Annotated in this window: 21 protein-coding genes and 1 pseudogene; 13 read left to right on the top strand and 9 right to left on the bottom strand. The window is 66.4% G+C overall.

Annotated elements, in window-relative coordinates:
- Nucleotides 1-2: 2 nt before the first annotated feature.
- The 3 genes from G6N38_RS26065 to G6N38_RS26055 form a co-directional block, all read right to left on the bottom strand.
- Nucleotides 3-665, bottom strand: coding sequence for a hypothetical protein (locus G6N38_RS26065; protein ID WP_163751018.1), 663 nt, complete (start codon nucleotides 663-665; stop codon nucleotides 3-5).
- 90 nt (nucleotides 666-755) lie between these two features.
- Complete coding sequence (locus tag G6N38_RS26060) at nucleotides 756-1,571, bottom strand: ANTAR domain-containing protein (RefSeq protein WP_163751017.1); 816 nt, start codon at nucleotides 1,569-1,571, stop codon at nucleotides 756-758.
- 10 nt (nucleotides 1,572-1,581) lie between these two features.
- The gene (locus G6N38_RS26055) at nucleotides 1,582-1,893 is read right to left on the bottom strand and encodes an STAS domain-containing protein (protein WP_163751016.1); all 312 of its coding nucleotides are present in this window, start codon (nucleotides 1,891-1,893) and stop codon (nucleotides 1,582-1,584) included.
- A gap of 379 nt (nucleotides 1,894-2,272) precedes the next feature.
- Here G6N38_RS26055 and G6N38_RS26050 point away from each other — a divergent pair, with 379 nt between their 5' ends.
- Nucleotides 2,273-2,716, top strand: coding sequence for a hypothetical protein (locus G6N38_RS26050; protein WP_163751015.1), 444 nt, complete (start codon nucleotides 2,273-2,275; stop codon nucleotides 2,714-2,716).
- Nucleotides 2,717-2,776: 60 nt separating this feature from the next.
- Here the strand turns inward: G6N38_RS26050 and G6N38_RS26045 are convergent, their stop codons facing one another.
- Nucleotides 2,777-3,904 (bottom strand): nitronate monooxygenase, encoded by a 1,128-nt coding sequence (locus tag G6N38_RS26045; RefSeq protein WP_163751014.1) that lies wholly within the window; start codon nucleotides 3,902-3,904, stop codon nucleotides 2,777-2,779.
- 253 nt (nucleotides 3,905-4,157) lie between these two features.
- Here G6N38_RS26045 and G6N38_RS26040 point away from each other — a divergent pair, with 253 nt between their 5' ends.
- Nucleotides 4,158-4,436 carry a hypothetical protein gene (locus tag G6N38_RS26040; RefSeq protein ID WP_163751013.1) on the top strand — a complete coding sequence of 93 codons (279 nt, stop codon included), beginning with the start codon at nucleotides 4,158-4,160 and terminating at the stop codon, nucleotides 4,434-4,436.
- Nucleotides 4,437-4,611: 175 nt separating this feature from the next.
- Here G6N38_RS26040 and G6N38_RS26035 read toward each other — a convergent pair whose 3' ends face one another.
- A complete protein-coding gene (locus G6N38_RS26035; protein WP_163751012.1) occupies nucleotides 4,612-5,688 on the bottom strand; it encodes an NAD(P)H-dependent amine dehydrogenase family protein in 1,077 nt (358 codons plus the stop codon).
- A 108-nt stretch (nucleotides 5,689-5,796) separates the two neighbouring features.
- Here G6N38_RS26035 and G6N38_RS26030 point away from each other — a divergent pair, with 108 nt between their 5' ends.
- Nucleotides 5,797-6,540 (top strand): glucose 1-dehydrogenase, encoded by a 744-nt coding sequence (locus tag G6N38_RS26030; RefSeq protein ID WP_163751011.1) that lies wholly within the window; start codon nucleotides 5,797-5,799, stop codon nucleotides 6,538-6,540.
- 11 nt (nucleotides 6,541-6,551) lie between these two features.
- Here G6N38_RS26030 and G6N38_RS26025 read toward each other — a convergent pair whose 3' ends face one another.
- Entirely contained in the window at nucleotides 6,552-7,376 is an 825-nt protein-coding gene (locus G6N38_RS26025; protein WP_163751010.1) for an HAD family hydrolase, read from the bottom strand.
- Between the two features lie 142 nt (nucleotides 7,377-7,518).
- On the opposite strand from G6N38_RS26025, the gene G6N38_RS26020 reads away from it, so the two are divergent.
- The 7 genes and pseudogenes from G6N38_RS26020 (at nucleotide 7,519) to G6N38_RS25995 (ending at nucleotide 14,474) form a co-directional block, all read left to right on the top strand.
- A complete protein-coding gene (locus G6N38_RS26020) occupies nucleotides 7,519-8,307 on the top strand; it encodes a DeoR/GlpR family DNA-binding transcription regulator (RefSeq protein ID WP_163751009.1) in 789 nt (262 codons plus the stop codon).
- A gap of 103 nt (nucleotides 8,308-8,410) precedes the next feature.
- Nucleotides 8,411-9,931 carry an amino acid permease gene (locus G6N38_RS26015; RefSeq protein ID WP_163751008.1) on the top strand — a complete coding sequence of 507 codons (1,521 nt, stop codon included), beginning with the start codon at nucleotides 8,411-8,413 and terminating at the stop codon, nucleotides 9,929-9,931.
- The gene (locus G6N38_RS26010) at nucleotides 9,928-11,358 is read left to right on the top strand and encodes an FGGY family carbohydrate kinase (protein WP_163751007.1); all 1,431 of its coding nucleotides are present in this window, start codon (nucleotides 9,928-9,930) and stop codon (nucleotides 11,356-11,358) included. The genes G6N38_RS26015 and G6N38_RS26010 overlap by 4 nt, the downstream gene beginning before the upstream one ends.
- A complete protein-coding gene (locus G6N38_RS26005) occupies nucleotides 11,355-12,740 on the top strand; it encodes an NAD(P)/FAD-dependent oxidoreductase (protein WP_163751006.1) in 1,386 nt (461 codons plus the stop codon). The genes G6N38_RS26010 and G6N38_RS26005 overlap by 4 nt, the downstream gene beginning before the upstream one ends.
- Nucleotides 12,737-13,990: an NAD(P)/FAD-dependent oxidoreductase gene (locus tag G6N38_RS26000; RefSeq protein ID WP_163751005.1), complete on the top strand. Its 1,254-nt coding sequence runs from the start codon at nucleotides 12,737-12,739 to the stop codon at nucleotides 13,988-13,990. Before G6N38_RS26005 ends, G6N38_RS26000 begins: the two co-directional genes overlap by 4 nt.
- A gap of 18 nt (nucleotides 13,991-14,008) precedes the next feature.
- Nucleotides 14,009-14,140: pseudogene (locus tag G6N38_RS31275) on the top strand (hypothetical protein); the annotation flags it as partial.
- A complete protein-coding gene (locus G6N38_RS25995) occupies nucleotides 14,076-14,474 on the top strand; it encodes a TIGR03618 family F420-dependent PPOX class oxidoreductase (protein WP_407663020.1) in 399 nt (132 codons plus the stop codon). The pseudogene G6N38_RS31275 and the gene G6N38_RS25995, both read left to right, overlap by 65 nt.
- A 28-nt stretch (nucleotides 14,475-14,502) precedes the next feature.
- Here the strand turns inward: G6N38_RS25995 and G6N38_RS25990 are convergent, their stop codons facing one another.
- Together G6N38_RS25990 and G6N38_RS25985 are read right to left on the bottom strand one after the other, a co-directional pair.
- Nucleotides 14,503-15,405, bottom strand: coding sequence for a DMT family transporter (locus tag G6N38_RS25990; protein ID WP_163751003.1), 903 nt, complete (start codon nucleotides 15,403-15,405; stop codon nucleotides 14,503-14,505).
- A 111-nt stretch (nucleotides 15,406-15,516) separates the two neighbouring features.
- Entirely contained in the window at nucleotides 15,517-18,228 is a 2,712-nt protein-coding gene (locus G6N38_RS25985) for a glycoside hydrolase family 2 protein (RefSeq protein ID WP_163752415.1), read from the bottom strand.
- Nucleotides 18,229-18,517: 289 nt separating this feature from the next.
- On the opposite strand from G6N38_RS25985, the gene G6N38_RS25980 reads away from it, so the two are divergent.
- The 3 genes from G6N38_RS25980 to G6N38_RS25970 are packed head-to-tail and all read left to right on the top strand — an operon-like array spanning nucleotide 18,518 to nucleotide 20,950.
- Nucleotides 18,518-19,183: a GNAT family N-acetyltransferase gene (locus G6N38_RS25980; protein ID WP_163751002.1), complete on the top strand. Its 666-nt coding sequence runs from the start codon at nucleotides 18,518-18,520 to the stop codon at nucleotides 19,181-19,183.
- 13 nt (nucleotides 19,184-19,196) lie between these two features.
- Nucleotides 19,197-19,661, top strand: coding sequence for a hypothetical protein (locus G6N38_RS25975; RefSeq protein ID WP_163751001.1), 465 nt, complete (start codon nucleotides 19,197-19,199; stop codon nucleotides 19,659-19,661).
- Between the two features lie 20 nt (nucleotides 19,662-19,681).
- The gene (locus G6N38_RS25970) at nucleotides 19,682-20,950 is read left to right on the top strand and encodes a competence/damage-inducible protein A (RefSeq protein ID WP_163751000.1); all 1,269 of its coding nucleotides are present in this window, start codon (nucleotides 19,682-19,684) and stop codon (nucleotides 20,948-20,950) included.
- Here G6N38_RS25970 and G6N38_RS25965 read toward each other — a convergent pair.
- The gene (locus tag G6N38_RS25965; RefSeq protein ID WP_163750999.1) at nucleotides 20,947-21,186 is read right to left on the bottom strand and encodes a hypothetical protein; all 240 of its coding nucleotides are present in this window, start codon (nucleotides 21,184-21,186) and stop codon (nucleotides 20,947-20,949) included. The genes G6N38_RS25970 and G6N38_RS25965 overlap by 4 nt on opposite strands.
- Nucleotides 21,187-21,481 lie beyond the last annotated feature (295 nt).

The following is a 21,481-nucleotide window of genomic DNA, read 5'->3' as shown; positions in this document are numbered from 1 at the left end:
AGTTAGCCGCCCGGCTTCGTCGTGGTCGGGGTGACCGACGTCGTCACGGTCACCGTCGTGGTACTCACCGTCGTCGTGGCGCTGCCCGACGTCGTCGCGCTCGACGAGGTGCTCGACGGCGAGAAGCTGGCTTCCTTGAACTCGATCCACGAGTCCTTGTAGATCACGTCGTCGCCCGAGGACACCAGGATCTGGGTGGGTGAAACCGCGTAGGTGACACCGTCATTGGAGGCAACCAGGGTGCCGTCGGAGCTTCGGGTGATCGGCAGGTGCAGGGGAGCGTTGTCGGACAGGCGCACGCCGCGGTACTCCAGGCCGCCGTCCCGGTTCACACAGATCACCACCAGCGACTTGGTGGTGCGGCCGTAGGCCATCAGCGTCTGGTTCTCGTCGCATCGCGCGCCGGTATCCACATAGCCGCGCGAGTCGGCCTGGTATGACGCCGGTGCGCCCGACGCCGTCGTCGTGGCAGATGTCGGCGCGGATGTCGTGGTCGTCGCCGACGCGGACGTCGAGGTGCTGGGCGCCGCCTGCGCGACCGGCAGGGTGTCCGATGCGCCCGTCGTCACGGTCACCCCAATCACCAGACCGACCGCCGCGAGAACCCCGCCGACCCCCAGCCACGGCAACAAATTCGACGACGAGTGCGGATCGTGAGCGGACATGGCCTAAGCGAACCACCTCATGCGGCGATTCCGGCGCTGGTGCGACGGCGTTTCGGCGAGTAATCACCGTCACCATGCTCAGCCGGGCGGTCAGCTCACCGGTTCGATCGGCGTGGAATCGTGGGTGAGTACCGCCCACAACAGACCGGCGGCGTGCCGGGCCTGGTCATCGGGCACGATCGGCGACCCCGCCACCGGCTGCTCGGCCGGTGAACCGCTGATGTGCTCCACCAGCGCCACCGCCAGCGATCGCAATTTCACGTTGGATTCGTGGCTGGCGCGGCGCAACGTTGCCCACGCGGTGTCGGCGTCACACGCCAACCGCCCCATGATCGCGCCCTTGGCCTGCTCGATCGCCCCGCGAGACTGCAGCACCGCCAGCATGTCGGCGATCGCGGTGCCGTCCTCGGCGCCGGCCGACACCATGGCCGCCGAGACCAGCTGCTCGTATCCAATCAGGGTGGCCACTGTGCCCGCAGTGGCCGGCCGGTCCAGCACGCAGGACAACACGACCGTGCCGTCGGCCTCCCACACGCCGGGCACTGCGACCGAACCGCGGACCTCTCGCCAGGCCGCGCTGTGCTCAGCGATCCGGGCCTCCATGGCCGGCAGGCTCAACTCCGGCCAACGCTCGTCGGCCCACAGATCGAGGCTCAGCACCGGGATCTGATGGACGAACGCATCGACGACCGGACCGCCCAATCCGGCCAACTGAGCCTCGGCGACCTCACCGCCGTAGCCGCGGGCGGCCAAGACGGTCATCTCGTCCTCGTCGAGGCGCCGATCGTGCACGGTGATCGCCAGGCCGACGGCATCGGGCAGGTCCAGATGGACGCGTTCGAGAATCCGCTCGAACAACTCACCCCGCTGGGACTCCTCGCGCGGGTGGAACTCGGGCACAGGCATGGTGTTCGGTTCACTCCTTGGTGACGACGGTGGCCACCCGGTCCAGGCCCGAGATCGCCAGCAGTGTCCTGATCGGTCCCTCCGCAGCCACAATCATCGTGAGCTCGGTCGTGGCGGCCAAGGCGAACAGAGCGCGTACCGCGGCGCTATCGCAATAGCTGACGCCGGCCAGGTCGACGGTCAGCGTGGCGGAATCCGCCGCGGCCTTGCCCATCACGTCCTGAAATTCGCCGACATTGGCCAGGTCGATCTCACCGGAGGCAACCACATGCGGCGACTCCAGGTTTTCGACCACCGTGACCCGGAACTGGGCCTCTGCCATCAGCGCAACTCCTCGAGCTTGTCGACGGTGGTTCCAATTTCAGCGGCGGCAACCGGCGAAGCGGTCAGCACAACTCTAAGCCCGGCCCCGGAAGCCGGTGCCGTCATCAGCATGTCGGCAGCACAAATGGCAGCACACGCGTTTGCCACGGACAATCTCCCGTCGTCATCTTCACCCCCGACGACGCAATCGCCGCAGCTTAGCAAGCTTCGGTGTGGGCGGAGAGTCAGCAAAGGCAAAATCTGCGGAGTCGTCACAATAAGTGCTAACTCGCACGCCTTTGCGGTTTCACCCGAAGCACACCTGCCACAGCCGTTAGGCTCAGCGCAGGGCCGGCGGGGGCACAGGGCCCGGCGGTAGAGAACCAGAGGGTGGATAGATGCTCCGCGAATTCGTCATCGCAGCAGCCGTTGCAGGCACCGCGCTGGCAGTGGCGCCGACCAGCGCTGCCGATGAGCCCCACGGGCCGTTCCCGGGCGATCCGCCGGGAATGAGCTACGACGCTTACCTGAACGCACCCTGCTATCGCTGGGACCGGTTCGTGTTCGGCCGCGGCCCCGGTGGTGAGCCGCTGGCGTGCCACTGGATTCCGGGGCAGTCACCGATCGGCATGGACCGGCCGCCAGAGGGGGTCGGCTTCTGGGTGCTGTCGCCCAAGATCTACGGCGTGCAAGCCGTCGGTTCGCCGTGCCCGGGGTCGCAGGCCGCAGCCCAGTCGCCCGATGGCCTGCCCATGCTGTGCCTGGGCGCCCAGGGCTGGCAGCCCGGGTCCATGCATTCCGGCGACTGGGGTAACGGCAACGACTTCTACCCGGCCAGCTGAACGCAAGTGTGCCGCCAGGGCGAAAACCCTGACGGCACACTCACATAGGTCTAGGCGATCTTAGACCGAGGCGTTGAGCTCTTCGAGCCGGCCGGTGGCCTCGAGGTATTCCTGCACCCACCGCTGGATCACCGTGGACGTCTTCTCGACCTTCGTGAACTGACCCACGACCTGACCGATCGGGTTGAACGCGACGTCGACGCTCTCGTTGGGGTACTTGTGTGTGGCCGCGACGGCCATGCCAGAAACCATGTACTGCAACGGCATTCCGAGCGGCTTGGGGTTGCCCTCCTTCTCCCAGGCCTCGGTCCACTCGTTGCGCAGCATGCGGGCGGGCTTGCCGGTGAACGAGCGGCTACGCACGGTGTCGCGGCTCTCGGCCTTGACGTACGCGGCGTGCTGCACCTCAGTGTGCTCGGACTCCTCGACCATGACCCACTGCGAACCGGTCCACGCCCCCTGAGCGCCCAGCGCCAGTGCAGCGGCGATCTGCTGTCCGCTGCCGATGCCGCCGGCGGCCAGCACCGGCACCGGCGCCACCGCCTTGACGACCTGCGGCCACAGCACGATCGAGCCGATCTCACCGCAGTGCCCGCCGGCCTCGCCGCCCTGGGCGATGATGATGTCCACCCCGGCCGCGGCGTGCTTCTTCGCTTGCGACGGCGATCCACATAGCGCGGCGACCTTGCGGCCCTCGGCGTGGATGTGCTTGATCATCTCTGCCGGCGGAGTGCCAAGTGCGTTGGCGATCAAGGTGCACTTCGGGTGCTTGAGCGCGACCTCGACCTGCGGCGTCGCGGTGGCCTCGGTCCAGCCCAGCAGCCCCATGGCGTCGTCGTCACTGTGCTCGACCGGGACGCCGTTATCGGCGAGGACCTTCTTGGCGAAATCGATGTGTTCCTGCGGCACGAGGTCGTTCAGCGTCTTCTTCAGCACCTCGGGGGACAGATCCGTGGAGTCCATCCCCTCGTACTTGTTGGGAATGACGATGTCGACACCGTAGGTGTGGTCGCCGATGTTCTCGTCGATCCACTTCAATTCGATCTCGAGCTGTTCGGGGGAGAAGCCGACCGCGCCGAGGACGCCGAAGCCGCCGGCCTTGCTGACGGCGACGACGACGTCACGACAGTGGGTAAACGCGAAGATGGGGAACTCGATACCGAGCTCATCGCAGAGGGCAGTGTGCATGGAACCGGCTCCTTCAAGCGGGGGCATAACCAGACTGGAACGTGTTCTAGTTTAGTACGCCGACAATGACCGATTTGCAGGTATCCACCATCACCGAGTTGACGAATAGCTATTGGCAGGCGACGGCCCAGCTCCTCGCGTTGGGCGAACGCAACCCCAGGGCGGAATTGCGCCGCTCCTGCCGCCGTGAAGTTACGGTCGTCGCCCCCGCCGGGAGTACGGTTGGGTTGTCTGCTCTAAGCGAGGGTCCGCCATGATTTTCTCGAGGCTGGCTTTGTCGGCCGCCACAGCGCTGGCGGTGATGCTCGCGCCCGCCGCCGCGCCGGCTGCCACCGCTGCACCGGATTGCACCAACGGCGTCGTCCCACTCAACCCGTATGTGGTGAACTGCAATCTGCCCCCGCGCAAGACTCAGGTGATCGGGGCGGCCCCCGATGCGGGGGCGCTCATCGCCTGCCGGCACAACCCGATCTGCCTCTCGTACTACGTGAACTACCCGGGCACTCTCATCGTCCCGGGCTATCGCCCCTAGGTCTTCGAACCGACGCCGCTGCGCCACGAAGTCGGGGTGCTGGATGATCTCGTTGAGGATCGGCACGTTGGCGATGCCCTTGCTGTTGACCTCGCGTGCCGATGCGAGGTCTTGCGAAATCGCATTGCCGCAGCCGATGCTGCCGCCGTTGCCATCGGAGGTGGCGACCGGAGGGTCAGGGCGCCGTGAACAACTCCACTTCGGAAACCAGCGGCAGGTCCAGCGTGGTCCGGATGCCCGGCGGGGCGGCGATCACCGCCGGAATGGCGTTGACGATGCGGCCGGCACCCGCTGCGATGGCGGCGTAGTTGTGGTCTCCCTTCTTACTCGTCGGGCAGATGTCGACGACGTAGGACGGTTCGCCGGTGATCTCCACCCGGTAGGAGCCGCCGGGCTGGGCCGGTTGCGCCCAGTCTGGGCGCAGATCCTCGCGCAGCCGGGTGACGTGCTCGACGACGATCGCGGCGTGGTCACCGACCATGCCCTTGATCTCGAAGCGAACCGCGGCCACTCCGCCCTTGGGGATGTGGCCGGCGGCGACGTCGAAAGCCTCTGGGGCCGGCTCACGTTCGTAGCTTTCGGTGATCGAGTCCAGCGAGATGTTCAGTCCCGCGGCCAACTGGCGGATTCCGCAGCCCCAGGCGATACCGAGCACACCGGGCTGGAACAGCATCGGCACCTCGTCGAGTGGCTTGCCGAAGCCCATGACGTCGAACATCACGATGGCGCCGTCATAGGTGGCGTAGTCAGCGATCTCCATACACCGAACCTGCTCGATGCTCTGACAGGTGCTGGCGAAGGCCAGCGGGATCAAGTCCGTGACGAAGCCCGGGTCGACACCGTTGATGTAAATGCTGGAATTGCCAAGGCGGCCAGCGGATTCCAGCGGCTCGATGTACTTGTCGGGCATGACGTGCCAGGGGTACTGCAACACCACCGGTGCCGAGCCGACCACGTTGATACCGGCAGCCAGGATCTTGCGAACGTCCTCCATGGCCTGAGGCATGCGGTTGTCGCCCATCGCGCAGTAGACCGCGCATTCAGGTTCGGTAGCCAACACGGCGTCGAGGTCCTTGGTCGCGAGGATCCCGGTCCTCACGTCCAGGCCCGCCAACTCACCCGCGTCCTTGCCCACCTTCTCGTCAGCGGACACACACAGCCCGGTGAGCTCGAAGCCCGGGTTTTCGATCAGCTCGGATAGGGCTATCCGGCCGACGTTTCCGGTGCCGATGTGGGCAACGCGGATGGCCATGAGTTCTCCTGACGTTCGGGGTGGCGGTTGGTTCAGTATGCGCATTCGGCTCCGAAACTGGAACAGGTTCTACCTCGCGCGGGGCGCTTACCGGTAGCCTGACGCCTCATGGGACGCGTAGACGACAAAGTGGCCATCATCACCGGCGGCGCACAGGGGATGGGAGCCGCTGACGCGCGGATGCTCGTCGCTGAGGGCGCCAAGGTGTTGATTGGGGACATCCTCGATGACAAGGGCAAGGAGCTGGCCGACGAGCTGGGCGACGCCGCCCGTTACGTCCACCTCGATGTGAGCGACGCCGATCAGTGGCAGGCTGCCGTCGAGTTCGCGCTCGCCGAGTTCGGCAAGGTCAACGTACTGGTCAACAACGCGGGCATCGTCCAGGTCGCGCCGCTGAAGTCGCTCGACGTCGAGCGGTGGAAGAAGGTTCTCGACGTCAATCTGACCGGCGCACTGCTGGGCATCAAGGCAGTCCTGGAGCCGATGAAGGCTGCCGGCGGCGGCTCGATCATCAACGTGTCATCCATCGAGGGCATGCGCGGCGCTTCCTGGGTGCACAGTTACGTCGCCTCCAAATGGGGCCTGCGCGGCCTGACGAAATCGGCCGCGTTGGAGCTGGCGTCGGACAACATCCGGGTCAACTCGGTGCACCCGGGTTTCATCCGCACACCGATGACCAAGCATCTGCCCGAGGACATGGTCAGCGCCCCACTGGGCCGCCCCGGCAAGCCGGAGGAAGTGGCCACCTTCATCGTGTTCCTGGCCAGCGACGAGTCATCGTTCTCCACGGGTTCGGAGTACGTCGTCGACGGCGGCCTGATCACGGACGTGCCGCACCGCGCGATGCCGTAGAGAATCCGGCCTCAGTCCCGTCGGCGGGCCCGCAGCGCAAGGGACGCGAACGCCGCGCCAAGGGCGGCTCGGCCCAGTGCGGGGAAGTGGCCGACGACGTTCGCCGCTCCGCTACGCCGGCCAGGGATGGTCAGGCGCAGCACCGGCCAGTCGTTGGCAGCAGCCTTCGCCGCCAAGCCCGGCCGCGGGTTGACCGGTCGCGGGTGTCCGACCAGCGCCATCAATGCGCCGTCCTCGTCCCCGTCGGCATAGAAGTAACTGCCCGCCAGGTCGATCTCATTGGCCGCGCAAAACCGTTGCACCGCAGCGGCTTTCTGACGCCCCCACACGATCGGCTTGCTGATGGCCCCAGTCAGCCGGCCGTCGGCGTCGAGCTCGAAGGTGTTGCACACCACGTGCTGAATACCCAGCGCACGGGCCACCGGTTCGGCGTGGATGGTCAGCGCCGATGAACTGAGCACGACGGTGTGCCCACGAGCCACGTGGGCGGACACGACCTCACGCATCAGCGGGTAGACCCGGGCCGCTACCTGTTCGACGTACAGTCGCTCGCCAATCTCGTCGAGCTCCTCGAGTGACTCGCCCCGCAGGTAGCCCGCGGCGCGGGACAGCAGCCGCTCGAACTGCATGCGGCCCAGCTTGTACCGAAGCGATGCCTCGATCACCCCCATGATCTCGCCGATCCTGGCCTGCCCCCGACGAACCCGGTCACTGGCGTGCGCGGTCGCAGTGAATCCGGCCACCAGGGTGCCGTCGAGGTCGAAGAACGCCCCGATCGCCGCCCCCGGCGGGCTACCGGCGATCTGCCCGAGCGGATCCGATGACGATGTCACCACACCATCATGCCGATCCCGCGCGCGGTCCACCTAGCTGGCGAAGCGATGACCAAACTCCCGCCCCTGGGGTTGACGTGACCTCCACAACACTCCACACTTACAGTCATGCACAGTCAGAAAACCACAACTACGGTCAGCTGACATGCTCCCGGTCGAACGGCACGAGGCGATAGTCGAAGCTGTCAGCGCTGGTCAGGTCGTAAGCACCGACGAATTGGTGCGCCGGCTCAGCGTCTCCGCCGAGACCGTGCGTCGAGACCTGGCACTCCTGGAGGAACAGGGGGCGATCCGCAGGGTTCATGGCGGCGCCGCGTCGGTAGCCGATCATCGCGGCGCGGAGCCGTCGTTCACCGAGCGCTCGATGATCGGCCACCAAGCCAAAGCCCAGATGGCCAAGGTGGCCGTCCGCTTGCTGCAAAGCGGCCAGACGGTCATCATCGACATCGGCACCACGGCGGTCGCGGTGGCGCGCGCGATCCCGCGAAGCTTCACCGGAACCGTCATCACGCCGTCGCTGCCCGTCGCGGTGGAACTGGCCGATCGCCCCGGCGTCGAGATTCTGATGGCCGGTGGCCGCGTCCGGCCGGGCGACCTCGCCTGCTCGAACGCCCACACCAAGGCCTTCTTCGCCGACATCTATGCCGACATCGCACTTCTGGGGTCCGGCGGCGTCGATGCCCGGGCCGGACTGACCGACTTCCATCTCAGTGAGATCGACGTTCGGCGCACCATCATCGCCAACAGTGCCCGCAGCTACATTTTGGCCGATTCCGCGAAACTCGGTCAGGTCGCGCCCTATCGGGTCTGCGGGCTCGGGGAGGTCGACGGCCTGATCACCGACCAGAACACTCAGCCGTCGATTGCGGTCGCCTTCGAAGAGACGGGAGGTGTGGTCCTGTCAGCCAGGCCCGCGACGCACGGCGTCAGCTGACCTGAATTCCTCCGCAAACGGGTGCGGGCGGCGTTGCAGCGCCGCCCGCGGGACCGAACCGCTTCTCCCGAAACACTCAATTCCAGTCAGAAAGCCCGATCCCATGACAGATTCTTCCACACCGTCCGGTAAACCCCTGGTAAGCGGAGGGGAGTACACCGATACTCTCGAGCGATCAACTGGACGCTTCGCATCATTCGCTGTCGCGTTTGCGTTTGTCTCCATCGCTACCGGAATCTTCACCACATATGGCAGTATCCTGAAAAGCTCTGGCCCCCTGGGAATCTGGACCTGGCCGATCGTCATTGTCGGCCAACTCGCGGTGGCGCTGCTGCTCGGCTCACTCGCCGCACGTATCCCGGTGACCGGCTACGCGTACCAATGGGTCTCGCGACTGGCCAACCCCATCCTCGGCTGGATCACCGGCTGGATCTCGTTCACCTTCCTGGCGATCGTCGCGGTGGCCGTGGACTACACCGTCGCCGCCACCGTGGTGCCCGCCCTGTTCGACTTCACCGGAACCGCGTTGACCTCGTGCCTGATCACCGCAGGCGTTCTCGTTCTCCAGGGCCTACTGGTCGGGCTCTCCACCAAATGGACCGAGCGCGTGAACAATTTCGCGGTCACCGCCGAACTCGTCTGCATGGTCGCACTGGTAGTGCTGCTGTTCGTCGTCGGTGTGATCGCCCACAAACTGTCAATGGGCAACCTGTTTTCTCGCGGCGACATCCCGGCCGAGGGCTACTGGAGCTTGGGCAGCGCAACATCGGTGGGCCCATGGATGCTCGGCTTCCTGCTCGGCGCCTTCACGATCGTGGGGTTCGAGTCGGCCGCCAACCTCGCCGAGGAAACGAAGAGGCCGGAAGTCGTTGTCCCCAAGGCAATGTGGCAGGCTGTCCTCGCCTCCGGCGTGCTCGGATTCCTCTTCCTGCTCGTCGTCACCGCCGCCGTCAACGATCCGACCGCACTTGCCGAATCCGGTACGCCGATCGCCGACATCATCCAGGACATCCTTGGGTCGTTCGTGGGGACCGCTCTACTGGTGCTGGTGGCGATCGCCATCTTTGCGTGCGGCCTGGTCATCCTGATGAGCGGAGTCCGGCTGGTCTGGGCGATGTCCCGCGATCAGCGGTTCCCCGGCTGGCAGGCCCTGCACAAGGTATCGCCGCGGTTCAAAACGCCGCTCAATGCGACGATCGCCATGACCGCGATCTCTGCGGTGATCCTGGCGTTGTTCTCCAGCAGCACCGACGCCCTGTTCATCCTGTTCTCGGCGGCCACCCTGTTGCCGGCGATCATCTACACCATCACTGTTGGCCTCTACATCGCCACCAGACGGCGGCTTCCCGCCAGCGCCGGATTCAGCCTGGGCCGCTGGGAAATACCGATCATCGTGGTCGCCGTGATCTGGTTGATGCTCGCCTTGTCGCTGTTCCGGGATTCGTCCTTCACCCAGCCGTGGCTCTATGTGGCAGTCATGGTCGGAATCGGCGCGATCTACCTCGCCTACTTATTACTCACGCGGGGCGTGCACGGGCTCAAGATGCCCGAATTGCGGTCGATCGACGCCCAACTCGACCAGACTGCTGCTGGCGAGGACGATACGAGGGCGGTGACTCAGTGACGGTGCTGGCGATCGACCAGGGCACCTCGGGCACAAAGGCGATCGTGGTCGACCCCGAAGACGGGATCGTCGGCCTGGCCGAGGTCTCCGTGCACCCGCGCTACCTGAACGGCGGCGGCGTCGAGCAGGACCCCGACGAACTGCTCGAGTCTGTTCTTGGTGCCGGCCGCGCCGCTGTCGCTCAGGCTGGTCGCCCCATTCACGCTGTCTCGCTGGCCAATCAGGGCGAAACAGTGCTGGCCTGGGACCCGCAGACCGGGCGCGCCCTGACTCAGGCGATCGTTTGGCAAGACCGGCGGGCCGGCGACGTGTGCGACGCACTCAGCGCGCACGCCGAACAGCTGGCTGAGCGCACCGGACTGGTGCTCGACCCCTATTTCTCGGCGCCGAAAATGGCCTGGTTGCGCCGCAACCGGGAGACCGGTGGGGTGGTCACGACATCGGACAGCTGGTTGTTGTACCGGCTGACCGGCGCCTTCGTCACCGACGCCACGACGGCGAGCCGTTCGCTAGCCGTCGAACTCGGCGGCCAGGACTGGAGCCCGGAGTTGCTCGCGCTTTTCGGGCTCGACGACGAGCAGCTGCCCGCGATCGTTTCCAACGACGAAATCATCGGTACCACTACCGAATTCGGTGCCGAGATACCCGTCGGTGGCATAGTCGTGGACCAGCAGGCGGCACTTCTGGCCGAAGGGTGCTTCGACGAGGGGATGGCGAAATGCACCTTCGGTACCGGCGCCTTCCTGTTGGCGAACACCGGAGAGACCGGAGTGCGTTCAGCCAGCGGTCTCACCTCATCTCTGGCATGGCGGATAGCCGGCAACGACACCTTCTGCGTCGACGGTCAGGTCTACACCGCAGCATCGGCAATCCGGTGGCTTTCCTCACTCGGCGTCATCAACGGCGCCGAGGAGATGGACGGTCTGGCCGCCCCCGACAACGGCGGGGTCATGTGCGTCCCCGCCTTCGCCGGCCTGGCCGCGCCGCGGTGGAAAGCAAATGCCACAGCATCGATTTCGGGTATGACGCTGTCGACCGGCCGCGGGCACATCGTGCTGGCGGTCCTGCAGGGCATTGCCGCACAAATCGCCGAACTGGTCAGCGCCATCAACGCCGACACCGCCAGCCCGTTGACGACGCTGCGCGCTGATGGCGGACTGACGCATTCGAAGGTGCTCATGCAGGCCTGCGCTGACATCGTTGGGTTGCCCGTCGAAATCTATCCATCGGCGCACGCCACCGCACTCGGCGCCGCGGCGCTGGCCCGGCTGAGCCTTCAACCGCAGCAGTCGGTCCGCGAGGTCGTCTCCGATTGGCAACCATCGGCCACGTACGAGCCGAGCTGGACCCCGACCCGCGCGGCCGAATTCGCCGACCGCTGGCGGCAATTGGCCGACACCACCTACTCCCAGGAGGGCCAGAGATGACTGCTGTTTACGACGTGGCGGTGATCGGTGGTGGCATCGTCGGATCTGCTATCGCCCGCGAGCTGGCGGGTTACGAGCTGTCGGTCGCGCTGATCGAAGCGCGCGACGACGTCGGCGATGGCACTAGCAAGGCCAACACCGCGATCCTGCACACCGGGTACGACACCAAGCCCGGTACCCTGGAGTCGACGTTGGTCAGCAGGGGCTACCGCTTGTTGTCGGACTATGCGGGACGCACCGGAATTCCGATCGAACACACGGGTGCGATCCTGGTGGCCTGGGACCATGAGCAACTCGATGCGTTACCCGGTCTCTTGGAGAAAGCCCAAGCCAACGGCTACCAGCGGTGCGAAATCGTCAATGCACAAGCCGTATACGCCGAATTGCCGCATCTCGGCGCCGGCGCCCTTGGCGGCCTGACCGTTCCCGACGAATCGATCATCTGCACCTGGACAGTCAATCTCGCGTTAGCCACTGACGCCGTGAACCGCGGCGTGGCGCTGCTGACGAACCATCGCGTCGCCGGGATCGAGGTGGCCCCGGCGACCACGTCGGTTCACACCAATCAGGAAACCGTCACGGCCCGATGGATCGTCAACGCCGCAGGGCTTGGTGCCGACCACCTCGACGCCCTGTTCGGGTACCACAGGTTCACGGTCACCCCCCGGCGCGGCGAACTCATCGTCTATGACAAGCTCGCCCGCCCGCTGGTCGACAAGATCGTGCTCCCGGTTCCGACCGCCCGCGGCAAAGGCGTCCTCATCAGCCCCACCATCTACGGCAACGTCATGCTGGGGCCCACGTCCGAAGATCTGCAGGACCGCGCTGCTACCGGCACCTCCGAAGCCGGTTTCGAGTTCCTGCTCGGCAAGGGCCGTCAGCTCATGCCGAAGCTGCTCGACGAAGAAGTCACCGCCACCTACGCCGGGCTGCGAGCGGCAATTGATCGCAGCGACTACCTCATCGAGGCCGATCCGGCACAGCGCTACCTGCTGGTGGGCGGCATCCGCTCCACCGGTCTCACCGCGGGGATGGCCGTCGCCGAATACGTCCGCGGCCAACTCGCGACGGCGGGACTGACCCTCACACCGCGCCGCGCACTGCCTGATCCACCGCGGATGCCCAACCTCGGTGAGGCGTTTCCGCGGCCATATCAGCAGGCCGACACCATCGCCGCCGACGCTGCGTACGGCCGGATCGTGTGCTTCTGCGAACGGGTCACCCACGGCGAGATTCGCGACGCGTGCCAGTCGGTGATTCCACCGGCCGGACTCGACGGGCTGCGGCGGCGCACGCGGGCGATGAACGGCCGCTGCCAAGCGTTTTATTGCGGGGCAGAAGTGCAAGACCTCTTCGACACCTGCTCAGGAAGGCAGCGATGACCGCCAGCGACACTGCAGACGTCGCCATTGTCGGCGCCGGCCCCGCCGGCCTCACCGCCGCCGCGACTCTTGCCGGCCAGGGCCTCAAAGTCATTGTTGCCGAACGAGAATCCGAACCCGGCGGCATCCCGCGACACAGCGACCACCCCGGCTATGGCATCCGCGACATGAAGACGTTCATCAGCGGACCGACCTACGCCCGGCGGCTCGCCGAACGTGCGATCGAGGCGGGCGCCACGATCCAGACCAACACGATGGTCATCGGCTGGGCCGGTGAAATGACGCTGGATACCACCTCGCCGAAGGGGCGCACACCCCTGGAAGCTCGGGCCGTCGTGTTGGCCACCGGCGCACGGGAGCGACCCAGGGCGGCCCGGCTGATCCCCGGCGACCGCGCCGCGGGCGTCTACACCACAGGACAGTTGCAGAACCTGGTTCACCTCAAACACCGCGCGGTCGGGCAGCGAGCCGTGATCGTGGGTGCCGAATTGGTCAGCTATTCGGCGGTACTCACGCTCAAGCATGCGGGCTGCCGGACCGAACTCATGACAACCGAGTATCCGTCGCCCGAGTCCTACGGACTGTTCAATCTCGCAGCCAAGACGCCGCTGATGGACGTCACGATCGCCCGCCGAACACGTGTCACCCGCATCATCGGAAAGCCAGTCGTCAGCGGTGTTGAGATCGAAAGTCTCGATACCGGCGAACGGCGCGTCGTCCCGTGCGACACCGTGGTGCTCACCGGCGACTGGATTCCCGACCACGAGCTCGCCAGGGCTGCCGGGTTGGACATCGATCCCGGCACATTGGGTCCCGCGGTCGATACCGCCCTGCGCACCAGCAGGCCCGGCGTCTTCGCTGTGGGCAACCTTCTGCATCCGGTGGACACCGCCGATATCGCCGCCCTGGACGGCCGCCACGTCGCCACGCACGTTCGCGCCCACCTGAACGGCAGCCGCCCGGCCCAATCGGGTGTGCGCATCGAGGCGGCGGATCCGCTGCGCTGGGTCGCGCCGAACATCCTGCGGCCGGGCGATCCCGCACCCGCCAGGCATCGGCTGCTGTTGTGGACCGACAGGTTGGTTCGCACGCCCAAAGTCGTTGCGCACCAGGATGGTAGGACTGTCGGCAGGAAGACCTTGCTCTGGCCGGCGTCGCCGGGACGGGTCTTCCGGGTCCCGTCGAGCATCCTCGACGGCGTCGATCCGCGGGGTGGAGCGGTGACGCTGTCTCTCGCCAACGCACCGTGACGCCGAACACGCCAGACCATGCGGGAATGGCTCACGCCGAGCGGCGTTGCACAGCCACATGAAGCTCAACGACGCGGCTCGTGCCCTGATCGGATCTGGTGCGGATGCCACGCTGGTCACGATCAACCCGGACGGCAGCCCGCAGGTGTCAGTGGTGTGGGTGGCGCTGCAATCCGGCGACGACGGCGACGAGCTGGTGACAGCTCACCTGGCCGAATACAAGAAGGTCCGTAACGTGCGTCGGGACGGCCGCGTCGCGCTGACCATTGTCTCGACCGAGCCGGGCGCGGTGATGCGGCCGTATCTGTCGGTGACCGGCACCGCCCGCATCGTCGAAGGCGGCGCACCCGAACTCCTGCAGGAGCTGGCCGCGGTGATGATCACGGCCGAGGGCATCTCGTTCCCGCCCGACGACGCACCACCGGGATATCTGACCCGGATCCGGATCGACTCGATCGGCGGCGTCGGCCCCTGGGTGGGCTAAGGCTGGGTGGGCCGAGGCATCAGCGGCATCAGCCGCCCTCGGGCACCCGGGTCTTGGCCTTCACTTCCAGTTCCTCTTCCCAGGCGCCCTCGTCGCGCCCGAGTGCGATCGTGGCGGCACCCATGGTGACGACGGCGATGGCCAGCACCGCCGCGGCTGGCTTGCTGACCGCCAGGTGCTCGCCGAGCACCACCTCGCCGAGCAGCACGGCCACCACCGGTTCGAGCACCAGCATCGCCGGGACGGACGCCCGCAGGGACCCGGCGTGGAAGGCCGACTGCTGCAGCAGGGTCGCGATGACCCCGACGGCGACGACGACGTAGAGCACGGGCGTGGTCATCAGCCGCAGCACGCTGTCTGCGCGCACGATATGCGTGACAAGTTTGGTCAGTACGGCCACCACACCGAAGAGGACGCCGACACCGACCGCCAGTAGGATCGCGCGGCGCCAGTTCGACAGCCGCAGCGCCACCAACAGGCAGCCGGATACGAACAGCAGGCTGATTCCGGCCACGACCACGGCCGGCAGCTGTGCACCCTCGTAGTCGCCGGGCTTGGTGCGGGCCAGTGCCACGAATACCCCCAGCGCGATGGTGAGCACCACGGCCCAACCCCATTCGGCGCGGGTGACTCGGCGGTGGGCCAGCCGCGCGCTGAGCGGCAGGGCGAACAGCAGCGCCGACACCATCAGCGGGGCGACCAGCAGTAGCGACCCGTAGGCCAGCGCGACGGCCTGGAAGGCGTAACCCGTCACCGCGGCGGCGGTGCCGGCCCACCACAGCCGGCGGCGCAGCAGGGTGGACCACATCACGGTGCTGACGCCCTGATCGCGGGGCACGTCCATGGTGGCCCGCTGGCGCACCACGATTCCAATGGCGGCGAACACCGCAGCGGCAAGGGCGGCTGCCACGACGAGGGCGTGCTGCAGCAAGATCCGTCCCTTCCGAGGTCTGTGGGGCCGCCGATGTCGGGGCTGTCGACGTTAGAACCGAATGTAGGGCACGCGAGCAAACGATGGCCGGTCGCAGGTGCGCCGTGCGTGTCAGCGGACCTGTACTACCACCGGTGTGCTGTTGTACCCGGTGACCCTGACCCAGCTCGGCGAGGGTCCTGACTCGGGCACTCGGCCCTTGATCTGGACGGTCTCACCGGGGAACACGGTCACGTAGTTGTCGTCGTATTCGATCGGCAGGATCTCGTCGGCCAACGGACTGGGCAGCAGTTCGGCCCGCTCGAAAAACGCGATCTGCCGGGTCGGGTTGTGCAGACTGATGGTGACGTCGCGCCCGTCCGTGGCACCGCCGGTGGCGGTGACGTCCAGCGGCACCTTCGTCATCGAGTTCAGTGCGGTCATATCCGCCCAGCTGACCTGATTGGAGTTGAACGCCGCATCGTTGGCCGGCGGGCCGACGTCGTCGGCCTGCCGTGACTGCCAGTACACGTTGTTGGCCAGGACATTGCCCGCCGGGTCGAGCAGCTCGGCGCGCACGAAGAAGACGGGCGAGTCGGCCGGCCCGGGCGGCAGTGTCATCGCCGCGACGGCGCCACCCGGATCGACGCTGATGTCGTCGGAAGCGCGGTCGTCGCGCAGGGCGCCCTTCAGGTCGTAGGTGCGCACCCGCACGCGCAGGTTCTCGCGCGAGTCCTGAGTCTGGTTGACAACCGAAACTCTGGCCTGGCGGTGGTTACCGGTGGCGTAGGAGTCGAACACCACCGACAGCGGCTGCAGACCCTTCTTGGCGCCGTAGTACGCGCCACCGGGGCGCAGGTAGTAGTCGAAGATGTTGCCGAAGAACGACGGCCAGTGGCTGTTGAGCATCCAGTAGATCGTCATCTTGTGGCCGTCCCAGCCGTTGGCAGCGAACGACTCGAATTGCGCGCGAGTGGCCTCGTAGTGCGCCAGTTGGGCCTTGTCCGCGAACATGTGCGCGTTGGTCGACGGACCATAGCGGCGATCGATGACGCGCTGGACGTTGGCCAGGCGGGAGTTCTGCGGATCCGATCCGGCGTGGAAGTACCAGGTGTCGTTGATCGGCCACAGCTTGTCGGGCGGGATGAACTTCTGCAGGCTCGCAAACGGCGGAATGTGTTCGTTGTCACCCTGTTCGGCCGATGATCCGCGGGCCGCTCCGTACTCGCCGCTGAACCAGTAGGACGGTGGCCGCCACGTGTACGGACCGGCCATCTGAATGCCGTCCCACACCTGCTGGCCGTCGGCGTCCCGGTTCAGTGACGACACCGTGTCGACGGTGGCGTTCTGCCAGTGCAGGTCGGACAGGATCTGGTGATAGTCGGTGAGCACCTCGGTGGGTGGCCGGCCGTCGCTGCCGTTGGCCCACACGAACACCGAGGCGTGCGAGCGCAGCATCGCGATCTGAGATCGCATACTTTCCTGCGAGACCCGGCGATCCTCGTCGTCCCACTGCTGCCATTTCTCCCACTGGTTACAGCACATCCACCCATACATCAGCGGGATGCCGAGCTCATCGGCCATCTCGACGAAGCGCTGCGAGGAGATCTTGGACTCCAGCCGCAGCATGTTCAGCCCGAGATCTTTGACATAGCCGAGGATCGCGGCGTCGCGGTCGGGGTCGTATTTGTAGAGCAGGTCGGGGGTATAGGTGGCGCCGCGAACCAGGAAGTTCTTGCCGTTGACCTGCAGGTAGAAGTTGCCACCGGTGCCCAGTTCGGCGAAGGAATCGTCGGAGTCGCGGCCCTGGGTGATGGTGCGGATCCCGAACTTGAGGCTAGAGGACTCGGTCGGTGTGCCGTTCTGGAGGAACTCCAGCTTCAGGTCGTAGAGATCAGGCCGGCCCATCGTGTAGGGCCACCACAGGTCGGGATGGTCGACGACAAGCGCCGCGAATCGATCCGGGCTGAGCGTGACCTCACGCTGCTCGCCGGGCATCAGCGAGACCGGCTCGTCGACGTGGATGGGCGCCTTGCCGTCGCGGGTGATGGTGGCTCGCAGCACACCGCGCACCTTGTCGGCGGAGTAGTTGCGCAGCGGCGCATAGACCGTCAGCCGGGCGCTGTTGGTATCGGGCAAGGGGAGCTCGGTGTTGACCGTGGCCTCGCCGATCGAGACCGGCCCAGATGTCTTGAGGTACACAGGTTTCCAGATCCCGGCGTTGCGGTCGGGCACGAATGAATTGCCGTTGGCGGGGTTCTTGTCCGGCCCCTGGTAGCCCAGGTAGCGCCAGTTGATCCAGTCGTACCAGCTGTCGGCGAGCTCGACGCCGTTGACATCCTGGATGGCCCGTTCCGGGGTGACCTTGACGGCCAGCGTGTTGGACGTGCCCGGGGCGATCCAGCGCGTGACGTCGAGTTGATGGTCGTTGTACATCCCGACGACCTGTCGGCTGTCGGCTACGCGGCGGCCGTTGAGCCAGACCTCGGCGCGGTAGTTGATCCCGGGGAAGTCCAGGACGTAGTTGGGGTAGTCACCCGGCGCGGTGAACGTGGTGCGGTACCACCAGTCCTGCTGGTAGAGGTCCTGCGGCACATCCTCGAGCAGGTTCTTGCCGTAGTAGAGGTTGGGGTAGACACCGTCGTCTTGCAGGGTCTCCAGCACGGTGGCGGGCATCCGGCGCACCGGATGCCACGCCGCGGCGTCGTAGCCGTTCGCCGAGATCGTCGCACCGCCGTCAGGCACGTCCTGCGCAGAGGTGAGCCGCCAGCCGTCGGCCAGCTCGATGTCCTGCGCGGGCTGTGGCTGCGGCCCGCTGAACACCCGCAGATCACCCGCGCACATCAGCAAGAGCAGGATGACGAAGATCGTCCCGAAGGTCTTCGCCACCGTCCTCAAACTCCTCGTATCACGATCTTCGACAGGACACCCCAGCGCAACCGATCATCTGCCGCGCGTTCATCTTGGCAGAGGGACAGCGCCCGCGCCGCATCCGGCATCGCACGCGTGGGGAACGTCATCATCATGCGCACTAGAGCCCAACACGGCATGTCGACCGGCATCGGTGCACGTCGATGATGGAGTTCGCTCCGGACCCCCGCCGAACGCCACCCGTCGCACTACGCTTGCTCCCATGACTGACCTCGACCGCGCCGCCGCCCGCCGCGAGATTGCCGATGCTCTGCTCAATGCCCTGGAACGCCGCCACGAAGTGCTCGACGTCATTGTCGACTCGGATGATCGGGCCTCTGCGGTGGACGCCATCACCACGCTGCTCGGTACGTCCCGCCTGGGCACCGAAGCAGTCCTGGGGTTGTCCTTCGCCCAGGTGACCAAGGATTCCCGCGACCGCATCGCCGCCGAACTCAACGACCTCAACAGTCAGCTGTCGTTCACGCTCGGGGAGCGCCCGGCAAGCTTGGACGAGAGCCTGCAGCTTCGGCCGTTCTCGGATGAGACCGACCGCGACATCTTCGCCGCCCGGACCCAGCAGGTCGGTGCCGCCGGTGACGGTTCTGGTGCGCCCGCCGGCGACCTGGATGACGAAATCCGTTCGGCACGTGACCGATTGAGCGCTGAAGAGGCGGCCTGGTTCGTCGCCATCGACGGTGAACACAAGGTCGGCATGGTGTTCGGTGAGCTGGTCGGTGGCGAGGTCAACGTCCGGATCTGGATCCACCCCGACCACCGGAAGAAAGGCTATGGCACCAGCGCGCTTCGCAAGTCCCGCACGGAGATGGCGGCCGCGTTCCCCGCTGTGCCCCTTGTGATCCGGGCTCCAGGCGCGGCACCACGCTGACAGGTCGACCAGGATGAACATCGCGGTACACGTCATCCTGCTGGTCGTCGGTATCGCGATTGTTCTTGCGCTGATCGCGCTGCCGATCGTGCTGATCTACCGCCGTAAGTACCGCGCCGGCGCTGACCAGCTCACCACCGAGCTGGCTGCCGAGACGATCATCCGGCCCTTTGAGAAGGGTAATTACCGTGGTGCGACAGCTCCCGGTTATCCGGGGGTGAAGAACAGCGGCCGCATCGCGCTGACCCGGCGGCGCGTGGTCTTCCTGACGCTGACGGGCACCACGATCAGCGTTCCGCTCGACGCGATCGTCGGGCTGCGCCTGGCGAAGGTCTTCAAGGGCAGTGTCGTGGGCGGCTGGACGCATCTCGTCTTGCGCACTGCCACCGGTGAGATCGGCTTCTATGTCCCCGATACGAGCACCTGGCTGCAGGCGCTGGGAGAGGCCACCGGGCTGACGCCCGACCCGGTCAGCTGAACTGCGTAGTCTCGCTCGGTATGAGTGTGCGCGCGGGAATCGTGGTCACCGGCACGGAAGTTCTGACCGGACGCGTGGCCGATCGCAACGGCCCGTGGGTCGCCGACCGGCTGCTGGAGTTAGGTGTGGAACTCGCTCACATCACCATCTGCGGTGATCGTGCCGCCGATATCGAGGCGCAGCTTCGTTTCCTGGCTGCCGAGGGCGTTGACCTGATCGTCACGACCGGCGGTCTCGGGCCGACCGCCGACGATATGACCGTCGAGATCGTGGCGCGCTTCTGCGGCCGCGAATTAACGCTCGACGCCGAACTGGAAGCCAAGATCGCCGCCATCCTGAAGAACCTGATGTCCCGGTTCAGTGGCGTCAATTTCGAGGACGTACGCGCCGCCAACCGCAAGCAGGCGATGGTTCCGGTCGACGCGCACGTCCTCGACCCGGTCGGGACCGCACCCGGCGTTGTGGTCCCCGGCACCCCGACCGTGCTGGTGCTTCCCGGACCCCCGCGCGAACTTCAGGCGATGTGGCCGGCCGCCATCGCAGACGACGCCGTCCAGCAGGCGATCGCTGGGCGGACCGTCTACCGCCAGGACACGGTGCGGATGTTCGGCCTGGCCGAGTCGGGACTCGCCGAGACGCTGCGTGAAGCCGAGAACATCCCGGGCTTCGCCGGTCTGGAGATCACCACCTGCCTGCGCCGGGGCGAAGTCGAAATGGTCACCCGCTACGAGCCGCACAGCGCGGAGGTCTACGCGCAGCTGATGGACTTGGTGCGGGCTCGGCACGGGGAAATGGTGTTCTCCGAAGATGGTTCGCTGATCGATGACCAGATCGCCCGACTGCTGGCGGGCCGGCGCATCGCGACGGCGGAATCGTGCACCGCCGGCCTGCTAGCCGCCCGCCTGACTGACCAGCCCGGCTCGTCGGCCTATGTCGCAGGCGCGGTCGTGGCCTACGGGAACGAGGCGAAGGTCGACGTACTCGGTGTCGATCCGGCGCTCATCGACGCCAACGGCGCGGTGTCACAGGAGGTCGCCGAGGCCATGGCGGCCGGCGCATTGCGCAGATTCGGCGCCGATACGGCGGTTGCGATCACCGGGATCGCCGGACCCGGGGGCGGAACCGAGGCCAAACCGGTGGGGACGGTGTGGTTTTGCGTGATGCTCGCCGACGGCTCCACAGTGACGAGGCCGGTGCACCTACCCGGGGAGCGAGCCGACATTCGCGAGCGATCGACCACGGTGGCGATGCACCTGCTGCGGCGCACCCTCCTCGGGCTGCGGAGTTAAGCCGGGCAGAATTCGGCTTCGCCGTCGGTCAGCTCCGGATTGCACAGGGCAAACATCCGCGCCGCGAGGTCGGCCAGTTCGACAATGATCTCAGCCCGGCCCAGCCCGGCGTCGAGGGCTTCGCTGAGCACCGAGACGATATCGGCGCCGTCGGCATGCGCTGCGGCGGACTGAGACAGCCGCGCGGTGCGGATCATCCGCCACGCGTAGCTGCGCTCGGCGAGGGCGTCATTCATAGCTGGACCTTTCCATAGCAGGGTGCCGCCTGCGCGTCGGTGCGCCGCGTCTCGGTGACGCGAATCAGCTTCTCCCGCTGTGCTACCCGGACGACAGGGACTTCTGGCCCTCGCCCATGGGGGCCTTGGGCATTACCGACTCCGAAACCTTGGTAAACAAACCGTGCAAATTCCTGCTGGTCGCGCATTACCTGTCGTAACGTATGGAAGTCCGACCCAGCGTGACCCAAATAGGGGGAGAGCTTTGATGCGTAAATTTGTCATGGGTATTGCAACCGCGGCCATGGTCGCCGGC

The organism is Mycolicibacterium helvum, from assembly GCF_010731895.1.
In the GTDB taxonomy this organism is placed as follows: Bacteria; Actinomycetota; Actinomycetes; order Mycobacteriales; family Mycobacteriaceae; genus Mycobacterium; species Mycobacterium helvum.
The sequence above is the reverse complement of the archived record's forward strand: the minus strand, read 5'-3'. Positions and strand labels throughout refer to the sequence as shown.

Excerpts from the sequence above, each read along its gene's own strand:
- G6N38_RS26065 (WP_163751018.1), bottom strand. The coding sequence starts at position 665 with ATGTCCGCTCACGATCCGCACTCGTCGTCGAATTTGTTGCCGTGGCTG.
- G6N38_RS26060 (WP_163751017.1), bottom strand. The coding sequence starts at position 1,571 with ATGCCTGTGCCCGAGTTCCACCCGCGCGAGGAGTCCCAGCGGGGTGAG.
- G6N38_RS26055 (WP_163751016.1), bottom strand. The coding sequence starts at position 1,893 with ATGGCAGAGGCCCAGTTCCGGGTCACGGTGGTCGAAAACCTGGAGTCG.
- G6N38_RS26050 (WP_163751015.1), top strand. The coding sequence starts at position 2,273 with ATGCTCCGCGAATTCGTCATCGCAGCAGCCGTTGCAGGCACCGCGCTG.
- G6N38_RS26045 (WP_163751014.1), bottom strand. The coding sequence starts at position 3,904 with ATGCACACTGCCCTCTGCGATGAGCTCGGTATCGAGTTCCCCATCTTC.
- G6N38_RS26040 (WP_163751013.1), top strand. The coding sequence starts at position 4,158 with ATGATTTTCTCGAGGCTGGCTTTGTCGGCCGCCACAGCGCTGGCGGTG.
- G6N38_RS26035 (WP_163751012.1), bottom strand. The coding sequence starts at position 5,688 with ATGGCCATCCGCGTTGCCCACATCGGCACCGGAAACGTCGGCCGGATA.
- G6N38_RS26030 (WP_163751011.1), top strand. The coding sequence starts at position 5,797 with ATGGGACGCGTAGACGACAAAGTGGCCATCATCACCGGCGGCGCACAG.
- G6N38_RS26020 (WP_163751009.1), top strand. The coding sequence starts at position 7,519 with ATGCTCCCGGTCGAACGGCACGAGGCGATAGTCGAAGCTGTCAGCGCT.
- G6N38_RS26015 (WP_163751008.1), top strand. The coding sequence starts at position 8,411 with ATGACAGATTCTTCCACACCGTCCGGTAAACCCCTGGTAAGCGGAGGG.
- G6N38_RS26005 (WP_163751006.1), top strand. The coding sequence starts at position 11,355 with ATGACTGCTGTTTACGACGTGGCGGTGATCGGTGGTGGCATCGTCGGA.
- G6N38_RS26000 (WP_163751005.1), top strand. The coding sequence starts at position 12,737 with ATGACCGCCAGCGACACTGCAGACGTCGCCATTGTCGGCGCCGGCCCC.
- G6N38_RS25985 (WP_163752415.1), bottom strand. The coding sequence starts at position 18,228 with ATGTGCGCGGGTGATCTGCGGGTGTTCAGCGGGCCGCAGCCACAGCCC.
- G6N38_RS25980 (WP_163751002.1), top strand. The coding sequence starts at position 18,518 with ATGACTGACCTCGACCGCGCCGCCGCCCGCCGCGAGATTGCCGATGCT.
- G6N38_RS25975 (WP_163751001.1), top strand. The coding sequence starts at position 19,197 with ATGAACATCGCGGTACACGTCATCCTGCTGGTCGTCGGTATCGCGATT.
- G6N38_RS25970 (WP_163751000.1), top strand. The coding sequence starts at position 19,682 with ATGAGTGTGCGCGCGGGAATCGTGGTCACCGGCACGGAAGTTCTGACC.
- G6N38_RS25965 (WP_163750999.1), bottom strand. The coding sequence starts at position 21,186 with ATGAATGACGCCCTCGCCGAGCGCAGCTACGCGTGGCGGATGATCCGC.